Origin of the sequence: Pectobacterium wasabiae CFBP 3304, assembly GCF_001742185.1 — a bacterium.
GTDB lineage: Bacteria > Pseudomonadota > Gammaproteobacteria > Enterobacterales > Enterobacteriaceae > Pectobacterium > Pectobacterium wasabiae.
Genome location: NZ_CP015750.1, coordinates 4,833,682 through 4,851,390, shown reverse-complemented (window position 1 = coordinate 4,851,390; position 17,709 = coordinate 4,833,682). Strand labels below are relative to the sequence as shown.

The 17,709-nt window shown below is 46.6% G+C and carries 17 protein-coding genes, 1 tRNA gene and 1 pseudogene; 8 read left to right on the top strand and 11 right to left on the bottom strand.

Annotation, left to right across the window (positions count from 1 at the left end):
- The first annotated feature begins 86 nt into the window (after window positions 1–86).
- The 5 genes and pseudogenes from A7983_RS22060 to A7983_RS22040 form a co-directional block, all read left to right on the top strand.
- Window positions 87–1,781, top strand: a complete 1,695-nt coding sequence (locus tag A7983_RS22060) for a class I SAM-dependent methyltransferase (protein ID WP_005970638.1) — start codon at window positions 87–89, stop codon at window positions 1,779–1,781.
- 157 nt (window positions 1,782–1,938) lie between these two features.
- Complete coding sequence (locus tag A7983_RS22055) at window positions 1,939–2,661, top strand: RNA polymerase sigma factor FliA (RefSeq protein WP_005970637.1); 723 nt, start codon at window positions 1,939–1,941, stop codon at window positions 2,659–2,661.
- Window positions 2,662–2,856: 195 nt separating this feature from the next.
- Window positions 2,857–3,372, top strand: coding sequence for a flagella biosynthesis regulatory protein FliZ (gene fliZ, locus A7983_RS22050; protein WP_005970635.1), 516 nt, complete (start codon window positions 2,857–2,859; stop codon window positions 3,370–3,372).
- A 721-nt stretch (window positions 3,373–4,093) separates the two neighbouring features.
- Window positions 4,094–4,882 (top strand): phosphate starvation-inducible protein PhoH, encoded by a 789-nt coding sequence (gene phoH, locus A7983_RS22045; protein ID WP_005970633.1) that lies wholly within the window; start codon window positions 4,094–4,096, stop codon window positions 4,880–4,882.
- Window positions 4,883–4,978: 96 nt separating this feature from the next.
- A pseudogene (locus A7983_RS22040) lies at window positions 4,979–5,170 on the top strand (phage integrase central domain-containing protein); the annotation flags it as partial.
- 435 nt (window positions 5,171–5,605) lie between these two features.
- Here the strand turns inward: A7983_RS22040 and A7983_RS22035 are convergent.
- From A7983_RS22035 to A7983_RS24775, 5 genes are all read right to left on the bottom strand, one after another.
- Entirely contained in the window at window positions 5,606–5,827 is a 222-nt protein-coding gene (locus A7983_RS22035; protein ID WP_005970629.1) for a Flp family type IVb pilin, read from the bottom strand.
- A 322-nt stretch (window positions 5,828–6,149) separates the two neighbouring features.
- The gene (locus A7983_RS22030; RefSeq protein ID WP_005970627.1) at window positions 6,150–6,461 is read right to left on the bottom strand and encodes a hypothetical protein; all 312 of its coding nucleotides are present in this window, start codon (window positions 6,459–6,461) and stop codon (window positions 6,150–6,152) included.
- Window positions 6,462–6,916: 455 nt separating this feature from the next.
- Window positions 6,917–7,006, bottom strand: a tRNA-Ser gene (locus A7983_RS22025).
- Window positions 7,007–7,224: 218 nt separating this feature from the next.
- Window positions 7,225–7,863 carry an RpiB/LacA/LacB family sugar-phosphate isomerase gene (locus A7983_RS22020; protein WP_005970625.1) on the bottom strand — a complete coding sequence of 213 codons (639 nt, stop codon included), beginning with the start codon at window positions 7,861–7,863 and terminating at the stop codon, window positions 7,225–7,227.
- Between the two features lie 202 nt (window positions 7,864–8,065).
- Entirely contained in the window at window positions 8,066–8,227 is a 162-nt protein-coding gene (locus tag A7983_RS24775; RefSeq protein ID WP_152413539.1) for a BCCT family transporter, read from the bottom strand.
- Window positions 8,228–8,356: 129 nt separating this feature from the next.
- Here A7983_RS24775 and A7983_RS22015 point away from each other — a divergent pair, with 129 nt between their 5' ends.
- The gene (locus A7983_RS22015; protein WP_005970622.1) at window positions 8,357–9,013 is read left to right on the top strand and encodes a tellurite resistance TerB family protein; all 657 of its coding nucleotides are present in this window, start codon (window positions 8,357–8,359) and stop codon (window positions 9,011–9,013) included.
- A 92-nt stretch (window positions 9,014–9,105) separates the two neighbouring features.
- Here A7983_RS22015 and fabA read toward each other — a convergent pair whose 3' ends face one another.
- Both fabA and A7983_RS22005 read right to left on the bottom strand, forming a co-directional pair.
- On the bottom strand, window positions 9,106–9,624 hold the full coding sequence (gene fabA / locus A7983_RS22010; protein WP_005970620.1) for a bifunctional 3-hydroxydecanoyl-ACP dehydratase/trans-2-decenoyl-ACP isomerase: 519 nt from the start codon (window positions 9,622–9,624) through the stop codon (window positions 9,106–9,108).
- Between the two features lie 91 nt (window positions 9,625–9,715).
- Window positions 9,716–11,485: an AAA family ATPase gene (locus A7983_RS22005; RefSeq protein ID WP_005970618.1), complete on the bottom strand. Its 1,770-nt coding sequence runs from the start codon at window positions 11,483–11,485 to the stop codon at window positions 9,716–9,718.
- A gap of 176 nt (window positions 11,486–11,661) precedes the next feature.
- Here A7983_RS22005 and matP point away from each other — a divergent pair, with 176 nt between their 5' ends.
- Window positions 11,662–12,120 (top strand): macrodomain Ter protein MatP, encoded by a 459-nt coding sequence (gene matP / locus A7983_RS22000; RefSeq protein ID WP_005970616.1) that lies wholly within the window; start codon window positions 11,662–11,664, stop codon window positions 12,118–12,120.
- A gap of 144 nt (window positions 12,121–12,264) precedes the next feature.
- On the opposite strand, the gene ompA is transcribed toward matP, so the two are convergent.
- Window positions 12,265–13,350, bottom strand: a complete 1,086-nt coding sequence (ompA, locus tag A7983_RS21995; RefSeq protein ID WP_005970614.1) for a porin OmpA — start codon at window positions 13,348–13,350, stop codon at window positions 12,265–12,267.
- A 362-nt stretch (window positions 13,351–13,712) separates the two neighbouring features.
- Window positions 13,713–14,219 (bottom strand): SOS-induced cell division inhibitor SulA, encoded by a 507-nt coding sequence (sulA, locus tag A7983_RS21990; RefSeq protein WP_005970612.1) that lies wholly within the window; start codon window positions 14,217–14,219, stop codon window positions 13,713–13,715.
- Window positions 14,220–14,441: 222 nt separating this feature from the next.
- Between sulA and A7983_RS21985 the strand changes: the two genes are divergently transcribed.
- On the top strand, window positions 14,442–15,062 hold the full coding sequence (locus A7983_RS21985) for a TfoX/Sxy family DNA transformation protein (RefSeq protein ID WP_005970609.1): 621 nt from the start codon (window positions 14,442–14,444) through the stop codon (window positions 15,060–15,062).
- Window positions 15,063–15,078: 16 nt separating this feature from the next.
- Here A7983_RS21985 and yccS read toward each other — a convergent pair whose 3' ends face one another.
- A complete protein-coding gene (gene yccS, locus A7983_RS21980) occupies window positions 15,079–17,214 on the bottom strand; it encodes a YccS family putative transporter (protein ID WP_005970607.1) in 2,136 nt (711 codons plus the stop codon).
- A 20-nt stretch (window positions 17,215–17,234) separates the two neighbouring features.
- Window positions 17,235–17,681 carry a YccF domain-containing protein gene (locus tag A7983_RS21975; RefSeq protein WP_005970606.1) on the bottom strand — a complete coding sequence of 149 codons (447 nt, stop codon included), beginning with the start codon at window positions 17,679–17,681 and terminating at the stop codon, window positions 17,235–17,237.
- Window positions 17,682–17,709: the final 28 nt, after the last annotated feature.

The window sequence follows — 17,709 nt, the reverse complement described above, 5'->3', positions numbered from 1 at the left end:
CCTGGCATGATTATTTGGTGATTTGATAATCGTAAAATGCAGTATAGTGTCAATTTGCCGTCACCCTCTGTTCGACAGGAGCGCATTTGAATATCCCAAATTCTTCAATAGACCCGTCTGGCAATGTAATATCACAAGCGGATAGCTCCGTGGAGCTTACTTCTGATAGTGTAGAACTGCAAAACCAAGCGATTGCACAATCCTATGACCGCAAGGTTTATGAGTCGAGCGCCTTTTCTTTCTCTTCTCCCGGTCACCTGCGCGCCGCTGCTCAGCTTTTTGGGTTGGAGAGTGTTCCGCTGGCTCAGGCAAGAGTGCTTGAATTAGGGTGTGCTGGTGGAGGAAACCTGCTGCCGTTTGCACTGGCGTATCCGCAGGCATATGTGGTTGGTGTTGATCTATCAGTGATGCAGATCGAGCAAGGGCAGGAACTAGTTACTGCACTTGGGATAAATAATTTACATTTGCATACTATGAGCCTGACTGATATTACCCCTGAATTTGGTGAGTTTGATTATATCATCGCCCATGGTGTATTTAGTTGGATTCCACCGGAAGTGCGTAGTGGAATGTTGCGCGTTATGCGCGAAAATTTGTCCCCTAACGGCGTCGCTTATGTCAGTTACAATACCTATCCAGGATGGAAGGCGGGAGATATTATTCGTGATGCCATGTTATTGCATAGTCATGGGTTGCAGGATGATGAGATTCGTTTAAGCAGTGCCAAGGCAGTATTAAATTTGCTATCTAAAGGGATCGATAGCAACAATCCTATGTCAACAGCGTTAATCGGTGTTGTTAACCATCTCAGCGCACAGTCTGATCATTATATTACTCACGAATACCTTGAAACATTCAACGCTCCCTGCTATCTGCTCGAATTTGCTGATTTGCTACAGCAAAATGGGTTAGAACATGTGGGAGATGCTGAGCCCTACACTGAATTAGCGGTGACTTATGGGCCGCATGTCCAACTACATCATAGTTTGGTCGCAATAGGGCAACCTCGCGTATTGTGCCAACAATATCTGGATTTCGCTGTAGGGCGGAACTTCCGCAAAAGTATTGTGGTCCATCAAGAGCGAGCAAAACAGGTGCGAATAAGCCCTGACCTTGAGCTGTTGGGGAGTCTTCGTTGGGCAGGATACTTTGAAGAAGTACCGCTGACGGAAAACACACCGGAAGGTATGCGTCGTTTAGTGAGCCACAACAATAGTGAATTTTTCACTGGCGACAAAACGATTCTGGCTGTGATTCAGTCACTGACGGAGGTGTGGCCTGCTACACTAGATATCGACATATTAACTATAAAAGTAAAAGAGATACTGCACAGCGGTGATGATATTGACATGCGGAAGGTTGTCTTGACTTCGTTGCAGTTGCTGTTTCGTCTTAATCAACTACGGTATACATTAGATACCGGGCCATACGATCATTATGATAAAACAGCGGCTTTGGCTAAGCCGAAATTGGTAGCCTCTCTGGCTTATCTGGTTGCAAAGCGGCATGAGCAAGGTCTCGGTATCAAAATTCATAACCTCTGGCATGAAACCGTTAATCTAGCCTTGAATGATGCTGAGCGCTTCTTATTACCTAATTTGGATGGCAGTCGCTCAACGATGGAATTACGTACCTTATTACGTGATGCGCTGTATCAGGGATGGGTGCCAAACACTGACGGTATTTACCTTAAAGGGCAACGTAATTTGGATGCAATAGCGGGTGAAATACTCAATAAGCTACTAAAAATACTGCACAAAACTGCATTGCTTCTGCCGTAATACTGACTGCCTGCGTTGAGCGGGCAGTTCTTCTTTTCCATATCTATCAGCACATATCCCAAATAACCCTCCTTTTACGCCCCTATTCAGGCGATTGGCTACCCTACCTAAAAGCATAATAGTGTCGATAACACTATCATCGTAGGTATTTGTCACTGTGAGCGATTTGTATACCGCCGAAGGCACAATGGATAAAAATTCCCTTTGGAAGCGCTATGTTCCATTAGTGCGCCATGAAGCCTTGCGTTTACAGGTTCGTCTCCCCGCGAGCGTTGAACTTGACGATCTGCTACAGGCTGGCGGTATTGGCTTGCTCAGTGCAGTCGAACGCTATGATTCGTTGCAAGGTACGGCATTTACTACCTATGCGGTTCAACGAATTCGTGGCTCAATGCTGGATGAATTACGCAGTCGTGATTGGGCTCCACGCAGCGTTCGGCGTAATGCGCGGGAAGTGGCACAAGCAATGCAACAGGCTGAACAGCAACTCGGTCGTACTCCAACGGAGCAAGAGGTTGCGCAGACTCTGAATATCACGCTTGAGGATTATCGTCAGATATTGCTGGATACGAACAATACCCAACTTTTCTCTTACGATGAATGGCGTGAAGAACACGGTGATAGCGCAGAAGCGTTACTGGAAGGCAATGAAGATGCGAATCCATTGCACCAACTGATGGAAGGCAATTTGCGCCATCGTGTGATGGATGCCATTGAAAGCCTGCCAGAGCGTGAGAAGTTGGTGTTGACGCTCTACTATCAGGAAGAGTTGAACCTGAAAGAGATCGGTGCCGTTCTTGAAGTCGGAGAGTCGAGGGTCAGTCAGTTGCACAGTCAGGCGATAAAGCGCCTGCGCGTGAAATTAATGAATGATGTTTAATTGCGCCGCGTAGGAATATTGTTATCAACATATATCTTCAGTCACTGAAGCTACGGGATCATGGTAATTTTTGAATATTGATAAATCAGTATTTGAATGACGAATACTACCTGTTTTCATTACACCAGATTCTCTGGCGTAATGAAAAATGCCATTGCTTCACGTTGAGATTATGTATTGTCATGGAATGGATTCATGCACTCATCAATTCGGAAGAAACAGCTCCTAAGCCGTTATCTGAAAGACTTCAAACATAGACAGACCAACTGTTCCCAGTGTGATAAAACGCTTGATCGTGTTTCACTGGTATTTCGTAACCAGCTTATCAATAAAAAATCGATTGGCAGCATCGACAGGCTTATCGATGACGAAATATGGTCTAGCTTGCAACAGGAATTAATCCCACTTTGCCGCTTTTGTAGCGAAATATTATGCAATACCAATGCTAGCTATTTCGATATAAAAGCTTTCACACAATATCTTATCGAACAAACTGAAGTTCGTCATAGCACGATGCGTGAATATGTCATTCGTCTTCGGCGGTTGGATGAGCTACTGGTCGCAAATAATTATCCTACAGAAACCTTTTCCGGGCACCGTGATGGGGTACAGCAGCGGGTGTGTGATTACCTTCCTGATATCGAGCAAAATATTTATCGCAGTGCGTTGCGAAAATACGATCAATATCTGAACTGGCAGCGGCATTTCTAACGCCTATAGCGTGTCTGCTTTCAGGCTGACATCGCCAAACTGCAAGATACTGACTATACCCTAAATAGTTTGACTTTCAGGGTGTCTCTCATTTCATCCCGATGAGCTTACCCAGGTAGGTGATTCGGGTGACTGACAAATTTGCAGTAGGCCGATTTGAGCGCAGCGTGTAGCGACTCCAACGAGACGAGGAGGCGTGTCGAGTTGCGGCCAACGTACATGCCACTTGAAATATGACGGCTATATACGTAAATGTTATGATAGTGTAAAAAATGCTTGCATTGCAGGGGAAAACTATTGCACTGTCATACTACTGAAATCATTCGGCACTAATTTTTAGATACTGGTTAGCAGTAGTTCTACGATGCGAGCAATCATTATTCAGTGGAATAGTTGTTGTCACAGTGAGGAACGCGAATGGTAATGTCCTTTTTGGGACTATATAGTCGATGCCAAAAGTCTATCCTTCTGACTCGCCGATGCGAGGGATGTTCCTCCCACTTATTTTTAATATTGCGCCACTCTCTTTTTGCCCAAACTCCCCGTTTATTTTCTTCTTCTATCCATGAATGCTCGGCTCGTCTTTCATTCTATTCGTGGGTAGGTCATGTGTATTCTCTGTTCACCATCGGCTTAATAAGGAAGCCTAACCTCGTTAGTGAGTTAAACGTCACGCGCTGCAGGGCAGTGCGGTAAGTGAAACAAACTGTAAGGTGCCACTATGGGAAGACAAAAAGCAGTGATCAAAGCTCGGCGTGAAGCAAAACGTGTTATCCGCCGTGATTCGCGTAGCCATCGTCAGCGTGAGGAAGAATCGGTCACTTCTCTGGTACAGATGGGTGGGATTGAAGCAATCGGAATGGCGCGTGAGAATCGTGATAATTCCGTTATTCAAGCTCGTACCGCGGCCCAGGAACATTACTTGTCTGCGATAGAAAACAAACAGTTGATTTTTGCCACAGGCGAAGCTGGCTGCGGTAAAACGTATCTGAGCGCTGCGAAAGCGGCGGAGGCACTAATCCATAAAGAGGTTGAGCGCATTATTGTCACGCGGCCAGTATTACAGGCTGACGAGGATCTTGGTTTTTTACCTGGAGATATTTCGGAGAAGTTTGCGCCTTATTTCCGCCCAGTTTACGACATACTCTTGCGGCGGCTTGGATCGTCCTTTATGCAGTATTGTTTACGACCGGAAATCGGCAAAGTCGAAATTGCGCCTTTTGCCTATATGCGTGGACGGACGTTTGAAAATGCGGTTGTGATTTTGGACGAAGCGCAAAACGTGACGGTGAACCAAATGAAAATGTTCCTGACGCGTTTAGGCGAGAATGTCACGGTTATCGTTAATGGCGATGTGACGCAGTGCGACTTGCCTGCTGGCGTTAAATCCGGCCTGCGAGACGCACTGGAGCGTTTTGTTGAGGATGACATGATTGGCGTGGTCTCTTTCGGTAAAGAGGACTGCGTGCGCTCGGCGCTGTGTCAACGCACGCTCCATGCCTATGGCTGATGTCGGTGTGGCATGGGAATGAATGTTCCTGTGCTATCGCCATAAAAGGAAATGCCCTTGACGCAAGTCAGGGGCGTTTTCTTTTATGGCGGTGAGGAAGATGTTTTGGCAATCAAAGCCAGTGAGTTAAAGAACAAAAAATACATTGCACAGTGGCGTTCAACACTGGAAACCTATGCTTATCCGTTCATCGCTCAAAAAGCCGTTAGCGAAATAACAAAAACCGATCTTTTAGCGATACTGGAACCCATTTGGCTCACCAAAAATGAAGCAGCCAGCCGTGTCCGGGTAATCCCCCAGATAAAGCGGGTATTATGGTCAATTCTCGGCCCTATGTGACTCTTCATGCGGATAGTGACATTTTTATTTTTTTAAAAAAATCCTGTGAAGGAAGAAATTATAATTTCGAAAATATTTTACCATCATTAGGGGGGATATCCGATGATAAATATCCATTGTTTTTTTTGATGATAGGACTGGCCGTTTGGGTATTAGAGAAAAATCGACTAACTCTAAGGAATTAGAGTGGTTAATTATACAAAGGATGAATTTAAAATTTTATGGTTTAATCACAAATGATTCTGAAATTTATCTGCCAATCTATGGAAATATTAGGAATTAGTTGTGTGAAATAAGTCACCGTTATTGAATGGAATGCTAATTAATCGTATATCACGGAGAATGCCATTATAAATTCATTCATCCGTGATATTATCATTCAGCTCACTTTTCGACTGCGAAGCAGGAAACACTCGGTTTATCTTTTCCACATGACCTGATAATTTGATGAGTATCATCAAATTTCTCATTAAGCGCATTAATAAAAATACCACTATCACCAAAGATAAAACTCATTGCTGTAGCTATCAACGCTGCCAAAATGCCGTATTCAATTGCAGTAGCGCCACTCTCGTTACTTAAAAATGAACGAAGTTTCAATTCCATAACAGCAACTCCTTGCCTGATTGAAGGTGTGTAGGTGTTTTTATCTTATAATCTTTGATTTTCATGATAATGAGTTTCATTATCAAAATCAATAATAACTTACGATAGGTGCTTTGAGTGGTCTGATGTTTTTACTGCTTTTATGTTCTAACAGTTATTATCACCTTGATGGTATCAGTCATCCATGACCTTAGCTTAATTTTATCCCTTCTGTGCAAACTCAAACGGCCTAACCATATTGTTGCTATTAGCGTCCAGAACATCAGCCGACCATTGCCGCATCAGGCGATGTTATTTTTTCCTATGTGGCTTATCACTAAATTTACAACGACTGTATAGCCTGAACTTCATGTTGAAAAACATAAGGATCAGATAAAAGGCAAAATTTATCATCTTCAGGGTAGGTTACGGCGATATGATAATCTTCACCAGCAAAAGCCTTAATTGCATCAATGTCAGTCCAATAAGTCGCAAGGAAAAAATGTTCCCAGTTCCCCTGAGTGACTCGCTTAACAAAAGCGCCCTGATTACCTGTTATGCCTTGCGAATGTTTGACACCGGTTAATTGAAGATGAGTTGCAAAACCTTCTGCATGCTGCAATGGCACACAGCCATGCCATGTTCTTACTATCATTGCTGACTCCTGTCTCAGTAAAGTTAATAAATTAACCAAATGAACAAATAACGGGTAAATATTATCATCACTCTCGTGATAATTCTGGAAAGCTCTTACGTATGTATCTAAAGGTTATGCCCGTGTCTACAGGTGAGGGGGAGAAGCTTACTTTTTCCTGAAAAACCGTCCCTAAGGTCTCCTGTGGGGAATTGTAGTCAATCATCCCATACCGAGGAGCGGAGTATTCGCCAGACAGTGATGTTGTCAAACCTAATGAAGGAAGAGGGTTATAGCCATACCCTGAGCTTTTCTTTATCTGTCTGTTGGGAAGTTGGTGCAGGAAAACATCAGCCTCATGAAAGGAATGTTGGATCCCAAAAAGTAAAAAAGTCCGCCGGAGCGAACTTTTATGCATTACTTTATGCAGGACAAAACCAAATATAATAGATAATTTATTGATTTTGTTAATTGTATGGCGGTGAGGAAGGGATTCGAACCCTTGATACGTTTTCACGTATACACACTTTCCAGGCGTGCTCCTTCAGCCTCTCGGACACCTCACCGGGGGTTGCCTACAAGGGGCAACGGGGCGCTACTATAGGGAGTCACTCAGCTTCGGTCAAGCAGTATTTAGCGCTATCGGTGCGTCTGGCTAAGCATTGAACGGTAACTGATAGTCCGTGTAACGGCACTGTCAAAATACAGGCAAAATGAGTGAGGAATTGGCATAAAAAAACCACAGCCCTTTATGGTCTGTGGTTTTTTGTCAGCGATTGGACGATTACGCCAGCAGTGTTTTGATAAAGCTGGTCAATGCTTCGTCTTTGCTGTTAGCGAAGAAGTATTCTTGGAATTTAGGACCTGCAATGGCACCTTTAACCAGATCCTGATCAAGACCTTTCAGGATGGTGATCAGATCGTTGTAGGTCACAGCTTTTACGGCATCCAAAATTTTCTTGTTACGCTGTTGAGGAGCAACGCGATCGCTCGGATAGCCTCTGCCGCCTTCTTCTTTGAACAGTTGGGTAAACAGATTTTCCAGGTTCAGTTCAGCGCCCCAGCCAAAGCCTTTAGCGTAAGGAAGAGATACTGCATTACCGTTGTTGATCTGGGAGAACAGGTAAGCATCAGATGGGTCAACAACCAGACCGCAGATTACGCCAGGGAAGGAGTTACAAGCCAGCATTGCGCCTTGGCCAGTACCGCAACCGGTCACAACGAAATCAGCCGCGCCAGAGTTCAGCAGGATAGCTGCCAGAATACCGTTCTGGATGTAAGTCAGTTGCGCTGCATCTTCAACGGCATATTGGCCGTAGTTGTGTACAGTGTGACCCAATGGTGCAACCGCTTTGGTCAGAGACTCGGCGATGATGGCGTTTTTGGCAGCCTGGCTGTTCTCGTTAATCAGTGCAATTTTCATGTTCGTTCCTTTTCTGTGGCGGACAAATACATTTTTTAAAACTGTATTTCAATTTGATGTGTGCAGTATACCGTTTCAAAAATAAAGCGCAAATCGTGGAAGCAAAGAATGCGGCACAGCCCATAAATTTGGGAAAAATACGATGAAGGAAAAACAAATTATGCTGTATTAACTATTTGAAAAACAGCCATTTATTTCAGCCTTATAGGCGATGGGGGCCTGTGCCAGAGAAGGTGAGTGTATTGCTCGGCGCTTCCCTATTGCCGTTGATCGCCAGATAAAGCGCACGGTTGCCGAAAACGGAGAGCCATAACAACGTAAAGACAACCGGAATGATCAACGTACCAACGCCGGACTGTCTCATCGTGCTGCGGCGTAGAAACGCGCTCCATACTTTTCATTGTTATACTCAATCTGACAAACAAACGCCTTCCGCACCATTACTATGAGTGATAACACCATCCGCGATATCACTTTTCCTTGAGGAATGAGAATGAATAATTGGCTGCAGCAGATTCAGGGCTTATTGAACTCCGGTAGCAAGCAGGGGAATCATCATCAAGGGGGGAAAAACGGTAATTTGGGCGACCTGCTGAAGCCCGCCGCGCTGGGCGGTTTGGCTGGTGTCTTATTGTCAAATAAATCCACTCGGAAAATCATAGGTTCATTGGGTAAAAATGCCCTGATCATTGGTGGCAGTGCAGCAGCGGGTGTGGTGCTATGGAACCAGTATAAGAAACGTGTTCGTGACACGCATCAGGACGATCCACAGTTTGGTACCCAATTCTCGACTGATAATATTCGTGCCCGACGTTTGATTCAGGCTCTGGTTTTTGCTGCTAAGAGCGATGGACACATTGATGCCACTGAGAAACAGCGCATTGATGAGAATATTCAGCAACTGCAATTAGGCAGCGAGGCGCATCGCTGGGTACAGGAAGCCATAGAACACCCGCTCGACCCGATTTTGCTGGCGAAAGATGTGAAGAATGAAGAAGAGGCGCTTGAGATCTACTTCCTGAGTTGTGCGGTCATTGATATCGATCACTTCATGGAGAAAAGCTATCTGGATGCGTTAGCAACCGAGTTGAAGATACCACAAGACGTGCGGCAGTCGATTACCAGCGAACTTAAAAATCCATCATGCTAAGTCGAGTGCTTTAGGTTACGCTTGGATGCAATCGGAGATATGAACGAGATATCGCGGGCGAAAAGTTTTTCGCCCGCGATATTATCTGACGCTTAGAAAGAACTAGTATCTTTAAACAGACCGACTTTCAGTTCGTCAGCGGTATAAATCTGCTGACCATCAACCAGCACTTCGCCATCAGCAATTCCCATCACTAAACGGCGATTAATTACGCGTTTGAAGTGAATGCGGTAAGTGACTTTTTTCGCTGTTGGCAGAACTTGTCCTGTGAATTTAACTTCACCTACGCCAAGTGCGCGGCCTTTGCCTTCGCCACCCAACCAGCCCAGATAGAAGCCGACCAGTTGCCACATAGCATCCAGACCGAGGCAGCCTGGCATGACCGGATCGCCGATGAAATGGCAACCGAAGAACCACAGGTCAGGCGTGATATCCAATTCGGCTTCCACATAGCCTTTGCCATATTTACCGCCGTCTTCCGTCATTTTAACGACACGGTCCATCATTAGCATGTTAGGGGCGGGCAACTGGGGGCCTTGCGGACCGAACAGTTCACCACGACTGGAGGCAAGGAGGTCTTCTTTTGTATAGGATTCGCGTTTATCTACCATGGTCTCTGTAAGCCTTGTTTTAATGAAGCACGCAGGTTAGCGTACACCTGTACGCTGGGCAAGTCTGTTGCGTCTGGTTGAACCAGTTGGTTTAACGGAAAAACCAAGGAAAACGTCTACGTTCCTGCGGTAAAAGTTGTCCAATTCGCTCACGGATCGCCGCTAACAGACTTGGCTGCTGCTCATCGTCATAGGCTAAATTGGTCAGTAATGTCACCGCTTCCGGTGCAGTTTCTACGGGGAACAAATGGAATTTCCCTTCGCGTACCGCCTCAACCACATCCTCCTGTAAACAGAGATGGCGTAGGTTAGCCGCAGGTAAAATCACGCCTTGAGTTCCCGTTAATCCACGACGCTGGCAAACCTCAAAGAACCCTTCTATTTTCTCATTCACGCCACCAATTGGTTGCACATGACCAAATTGATCGACGGAACCGGTAACGGCGAACTGCTGATTGATTGGTTGTAAAGATAGGGCGCTGATCAGAGCACACAGCTCTGCCAGTGAGGCACTGTCACCATCAACTTCGCTGTACGATTGCTCAAAGACTATGGATGCTGAGAAAGGAAGTTGTTGATCAAGTTCCAGTTCGGTAATCAGGAACGCCTGCATGATCATCATGCCTTTAGCGTGTAAATTGCCAGCAAGTTCGGCTTTGCGTTCGACATCAGTGAACTCACCGTCGCCGGCGTGAACGACACAGGTGATACGTGTCGGTTCGCCAAAGGCAATGGGGTAGCCGGGGAATTCCAATACGGAGAGCCCGTTAATCTGGCCGACAACTTCGCCTTCTGTTTCGATCAAAATCTGGCCAAGTTCTATTTCATCCTGCATACGTTCACGCAGGTAGCCCTCACGCCATTGGCGTGCGGCAATAGCATCGACCAGTGCCTGCTCTGTAATCTGACCATCTCTGGCGTACAGAGACGCATATTTTAACTGGCTGATTAGCCAGCGCGGGCATAATGGCAAATTGCCCTGATCGCCACTGTAACGCACTGCACTGTTCACGAATGCCGGCCAGGCATCTGCATCCAGCAGCGGCAGTTGATTTTCGTTGCATAACGCATTGATGTAAGTACACCAGCGCGCCATGTCATCTGTCTCAATCAACTGTAGTTGTGCTTCGAACTCACCGTAAATTGCGTGCTCGCCTAATTCTGGCTCCATATCATGAATATCCGCCAGACTTTCCCGGTCACCGAGAATAATCAGACGAATATCAAGTGGGATCGGAGGCACATCAACGGGAAGTGGTTTGCGCTCGTCTGGCGATTGCCAGCGATAGAGCCCCTCAGCCATAACCTGCTTTAGACGCAGCCACATTAAAGGCTGGGCCAGCAATGCTCTGGCTGACAGGATCAACGTGCCGCCATTAACTTGATGAATCAGTCCAGGATGCAGCGTGATTTCATCGTGGAAATTGCGCAGACAGCCGAAGAGTTGTTCGGGTTCGATCCATTCCTGATAGCCACAGGATTGCTGTGCGGCAAAATTATCCGCAGGCTGTGTGGCGGGTTCGACCCGGATATAACGATCCTCAATGATGTATTTACTGCCATGTATCGCCCCGGAGTCTGGCCTGATGGCGCTCAGCGCCCGGGCGATCAATGCCATGTATTCATCGTTCTCTTGCGCTTTCAACAGCATAAAGCGGGAAGGGGAACGAGGGTGGCAAAAGAGCGTCAGGCTATCTGCCAGACGCGACTGAATAGCGGAGAATTCAGCAGGAGCAAGCTGAGCTGCCTGAGTGAATAGCGTTTGATAAGGCGTATTATTAGGCAGTAAATGCTGCCATGAGAGTCGGTTACTGGTCAAAGTATCAATGTAATCGTCTAAAGGAAAAGCGTGATTATACAAGAATAATGCGGACTACGCATAAGGAGAGTCATCTCTCCGTCATCTTTCACACGTTGAAGTTGGATCATGTTTGGCTAATCATCTTAAAAACAGCGAGAGGACTGCCAGAAAGCGGCCAAAATCAGGGAAAACTGTTATGCTGAAAGTAACGTTACGCGGTCACTGAAGAATTTAATATGAAATATCAACAACTAGAAAATCTTGAGTGCGGGTGGAAATGGAAATATCTGGTGAAAAAGCATCGCGAGGGAGAAGCGGTTACGCGTTTTCTGGAGCAAAGTGCGGCGGATGATGCTGTGCAGGCATTGCTGAAAATGGAAAACCAGCCAGTGAAAGTGTTGGAGTGGATTGCGCAATGTATGAATCCCACCTTAGAAAATCGGATGAAGCAGACGATCCGCGCACGGCGTAAACGCCATTTTAATGCGGAGCACCAACATACGCGCAAGAAATCAATCGATTTAGAATATTTAGTCTGGCAGCGCCTTGCGGCTCTCGCTCAGAGGCGTGGGGTGACCTTGTCAGAAACGATTGTACAGTTAATTGAAGATGCCGAGCATAAAGAGAAATATGCCAGCCAGATGTCGCTGCTCAAGCAGGATCTTAAAGCCATTCTGAACAAAGACGAAAAGTGAGCGGCATCTATCTGGCAAAGAAACAGGCATAAAAAAACGCAGGGAGCATTTTTCAACGTTGCGTAGCAACGGCCCGCAGTATGATGGACAAGGATGACCTTCATAAAAAAACCTCGCCGGAGCGAGGTTTTTTTTATTAATAACTTAAGCCTGAGGCTGAGTTACAACATCTTTGATGCCTTTAACTTCGATCTCTACGCGACGATCCGGTGCCAGGCAGTCAATCAGCGCAGCACGAGGTTTCACGTTGTCACAGGTAGAACCGGTAACTGGTTGAGATTTACCCAAGCCACGAGCAGAGACTTTATTCGCAGGGATACCTTTAGAAACCAGGTAATCCACTACGCTCTGTGCACGTTTTTCAGACAGAGCTTGGTTGTATTGCTCTGAACCTAAACGGTCAGTGAAGCCCAGAACAACAACAGAACCGTCTTTCGGATCCAGAGAGCTCAGTTGAGTGTACAGTTGATCCAGTGATTGCTGGCCTTCTGCTTTCAGCGTTGCTTTGTTGAAGTTGAACAGAACGTCAGATTTCAGGGTGAAACGCTTGGTTTCAACAACTGGAGCGGGTGCTGGGGTTGGAGCCGGAGCAACAACGGGTGCAACACGGTCATCTTGGCCGAAACGGTAAGACAGGCCAACGCTCATCAGCAGGTTGTCTGGACGGGCACCAACGGTACCAGCGTCACCAATGTTGCTTACCCACTGGTAGTCAACACGGGTAGCCCAGTTTTTGTCGATAGCGTACTCAATACCCACAGCAGCCAGCGGAGAAACGCCAGTGTCATCGTTGTTGAGATGAGTGCCGCTTCTGTCAGCGTGGCTGTCAGCGCGCCATACCAAACCGCCCAGACGGGTATAAACGTCCAGATCTGGCATCACTGGGTAGCTCAGTTTAGTAGCCAGTTGGATGCCTTGTGCCTTGAAGCTAGCACTGTCTGCGGCGTTAGAAGGAGAACCTGCATATTTCATGCGGCCCAACCAATCATAGCCCAGTTCAAAGCCCAAGTACGGGTTGGCTTGGTAACCAACAAACGCACCAGCGCCTAACTTGCTTTTGATTGGGTTGTTGTTGACACCAGTGTAACCATTGCCGTAGAAACCAGTATCGTGGAATTGAGACACGCCCAGTTTACCACCGGTGTACCAGGTATTGTCTTTAGGAGCTGCCTGCGCGATAGTCGCGAAGCTAGCCAGTGCCACTGCAACTGCGATAGCTGTTTTTTTCATTTTACGCCTCATTATCATCCAAATCGGCAATTAACCTGGAGGGCTAATAAACCTTTGGTTAAAATCCTTTGGTTGGAGACTTTGCCCTTATTTATGACTTACTGTCAGTCAACTGACGTTATAAAAGAGCAACTCCAGCGAGTTAAAGTCTACAACGTGATGAGAAAGTTACAAGTATGATGTGACTTGCGTCATAGGAAAAACGCACGAATCATACACACTTGCTAACAAATAGTAGATGGTTTTGACAGATCTTATCCCTTGGGGATGTATTAAATATAGTCAAAAAGCCCGCAGAATACCGCTTCGCGGCGATCTACTGGACATATAACGTAATTGAGCTGAGAAAAATCTTAATTTACTTAATGATACAATGTCGAATGAATTTTAAGGCTGGGAAACAGTCTATAGGCGTCCCCGCTGGCATTTTCTGGGCGCATAATAAAGCCGTATGTATTTCCTGCCTGTGCGGCGCCCTGTAACCGAACTTTCTCTTCTTCCGTCAATTCGTGCGGCAACCAACACAAAACGGCACTGTAATTTCCTGTCAGTAGCGCTCTCTCCATGGCATCAACGGTAAACAAGGGGTTGATATGGTTGAGTTGCACTATTTTATCCAGCGGCAATCCAGATTGCTGTACCCAAGGGCGACTCAATTTTTGCTGAGGAGAAAGCCATAGTAGCCAGCGAGACTGTGCGCCTAGCTGTTGTAAGAGTGGTAGTAACAGGTGTGTGACTATGGGCTGATCGGCGTTGTACACGACTTCGCTGATAATACCGCCCGTGGCAACCGAAGGTTTTACTGTGTGTTGATTGGTAGAAAACGATGATGACTGGACGTTGTGAGAGCTGATTGATTGCGTACGCATAATGAGTTCCACCCATAGTGTTACTGTATGGATGTACAGTAACTGCTGTGTGCGTGAAAATCAACCTGATTTTTTGAAAGCGCTTCGCATATTCTTTATGCAAGAGATAGTAAACACATTTACTGTTTGAAGCCCCCTCGGAGGTGTGGTTAATTATTTGTTCCTGCTACAAATATTTTAACTGTTCAGGAAGAGATCATTTCAATACTAAGGATTATGGCAATGAAGCAATCATGCAAAAAAAGGATTTTGCAATCTCAGCATTCTTTTTCATCTTTAGGGGACATCACTTCGCGTTCCCAATTTGGCGGCTACAGTATCGCGGCAAATAAAACGATTTTTGGGCTGGTGTCTGAGGGGGAACTTTATCTTCGCGCCAGTAAAAAAGATGAAAAATATTTTCAGCAGCGTGATATGCCGCACCTGATTTATACCAAACGCGGTATGCCGCTACCGCTGAACTACTTCCTTGTCGATGAAGTACTATGGCAAGAACCGGTGCAGTTATTGGCTTTTGCCCGACTGGCGTTGATGGGGGCGCAGTATGATCAAATAGTCAAAAATTCGAGCGGGCGGTTAAAGGATCTTCCGAATCTTAATCACGATATTGAGCGTTTGCTGTGGAAAGCGGGCATAAAAAATATCGATGAATTACAGCATTATGGCGCAAAAGATAGCTATCTTGAGTTGCGAAAGGTTCGCGCTAATCTAAGCGTTAACGTGCTATTGGCGCTGGCTGGCGCAATTTGTGGCACGCATCAGGCAGCACTCCCCCACAGCGTTCGTAATGAACTTTTGGAGTGGTATAAGAATAATGCGGTTTCCAAAGGGCCAAAACACTAAGAGTTTCCCCTCTGTTTTACTGTGCAATCATGTCATTTTTTAGCTGTACGAGTTCGGGTAAGAGGCCGATCAGCAAGCCGATTTGCTGAATCACTAATGACTCTTTACTGTCTGATTCGAGTGAAAGGGATTGAATGCTGGTGGCTATAGTTTCCAATCCCTGATTGATACGTAAACTTTCCTCTTCGCGGCAGTGTAGCGCGTCATCAACATGACACACGGCATCATCCAGACATTGTAGCGTTTCCGATGATGTAATTTTTCCACGGTGTGCGCCGAGCGTTGAGATATAACTTAATAACGTATGATTCAGGCACATGAAGCGGAATGCGTTGTCCAGTTTGTTTCTGGTGGTGTGAGGTTCTGAGGACATATTTGACACAACCGATGCCAATTCTGCATCGCAATTATGTGCATCACGGCGGGCAATGCGATAAGGCAAGCTATTATCTTTCCCCTGATGATATTGAACCATGATCGCATCAAGGTAGCGACAGTTGGCATTTAATGTTTTATTGATAACGGTCGGCAGGCCCCGGAAACGCCAGTCTGGCCAGATAAAGCTTACTGCCGCCCACGCGATGGCACATCCGAGTAGTGTATCAATAATACGCGGTACCGCGACTTCAAAGCCTTCGCCCAGCAGATTGAAACAGAGCAGGACAAGCAGTGTAATAAACATGGTTGCGTGCGCGTACTGCACGTTACGAAAGGCGAAAAACAGTACGCCGCTAATGACGATCAGCGTGAGTTGTCCTTCCTGCGAAGGGACGAAGTATAGGATGGGGAGGCCGATTAAAATACCGGTCAATGTCCCGATAACCCTCAACGTCAGTCGTCGTCGAGTGGCGTTATAGTTGGGCTGACAAACGAACAAGCTGGTCAGCAGAATCCAGTATCCATGCTGCAAGCCCGTTATTTGAATCAACGCGTAGCCGCTACAAAGCAGCACGGACATACGGATGGCATGACGAAACAGCGCTGATTGAGGTGTTAGGTGCCGGCTAATGCGTAAGCGGATATCGCTCCAACCCGTTATGTTGTCATCTGCCAGCGTGTTTTCCGGATTGTTTTCTTGCTCAATGGCCTGCTCGGATTCGATGGTCGCCAACTGAGCATCAATGGCACGCAAATTGTTCAATAGATAGGTGAGCGCCTTAATTTGTGCGGAATCCGCCATTTTATTGGCTGCGATACGCGCAATAGCGGATTCAAGATGCACAAAAGCCCGCTCAATACGGCTATCGTGCTGATATTTTTGGTGCAGCAGAATGGATTGCGATAGCTGCTGACAGGCTTTGGCCTGCATACTCAGCAGACGTTGAAAGCGAAATAAGACATCGCTGTAGCGTAGTTTTTCACGCAATTGCGGATAGTAAACATGCGACGAGCTGGCTCGTTCGTGAATATCCTGAGCGACAAAATAGTAGTGCAGCGTTTGGCGTGTTCCGCGCTGTCCGCGATCGCCACGCAGGCGCGTTAACAATGATGATTTGGTTTGGTTGAGTGTTGCAACCAATTGGCTGTTTGCCATCGCGACATCAATCAAGGGTTTGTTGGTGTCTTCTTCAATATCGGGATCGAATAGATTGGCTTTTGCATCCAGATAGCGAGACAACTGCTGATAACACTGCGCGAGATTGTCCTGTAACGGGCGAATCGGGAATATCAGATGGCCGAGCAGTGTCAGCAGATTGTACCAAGAGGCTCCGATTAACAGCATGATGGGCTGCTGATACCAGTTGTCGTAAAGGGATATCCCCAGCATGGTGTAAATCGCGATCAGCAGTGCGCCGAATGCGATCGTTGCATAGCGCTGCCCCAATGCACCAAGCAGGATAAAGCCACAGGTTGATACCGCCAGACCAATGCCAAACAACCAGGGATAGGGAAAAAGCAATTCGATCGAAACGGAAGCAACAAAAAAACAGGACAACGTAATAAACAAATTACGTAAACGCCCGGAGAGGCGATCGTCGAGGTCGGTAAGGGCCGCGGCGACAACCCCCAGTGTGACCGGAATCGTCGAGGTTGGCTGACCTAGCCACCAGGGAACGGCCGCTGCGCCACTGAGTGCAATAAGGATGCGGATGCTATACAGCCAACTGCTGTTATAGACATAGCGACGAATTCCTGGGGCGAAGGTGAGCAACGTAATATCCTTAGATGCCGTTAACGATAGTGGCGGCGGGCATTATTTTCCCGCGCAGCCTGCGCTAATTCGACGGAAACCACGCGGCGTCCGACAGGCCATAGCGCGATGGCAGCAATTTTAAAGTTGGCGATGCCGACAGGAATGCCAATGATCGTAATGCACTGCGCGATACCGGTAATGATATGCGACAGGCAAAGCCACCAGCCAAAGAAAATTAACCAGAAGATATTAAGCAAGGAACCGCCAGCGCTGAGAATGGCGTTTTTTTCATCGGGGCGTAGCTCATCAACATGGATGGCTTCATTGCCATAAGGAAAAAGCGACAATTTGGTGATTTCCCAGCATGAGCGCGTTAGCGGTAAAGTGAAGATCAGCAGCACGCTGACGACGGTTGCCAGAAGCCAGGCTAATGTGGTGAAAAAACCACCCAGTACGAAATTAAGGATGTTCAACGCAGTACGCATAGTTTCTCCTGTGCTTGCAAGGTAACCA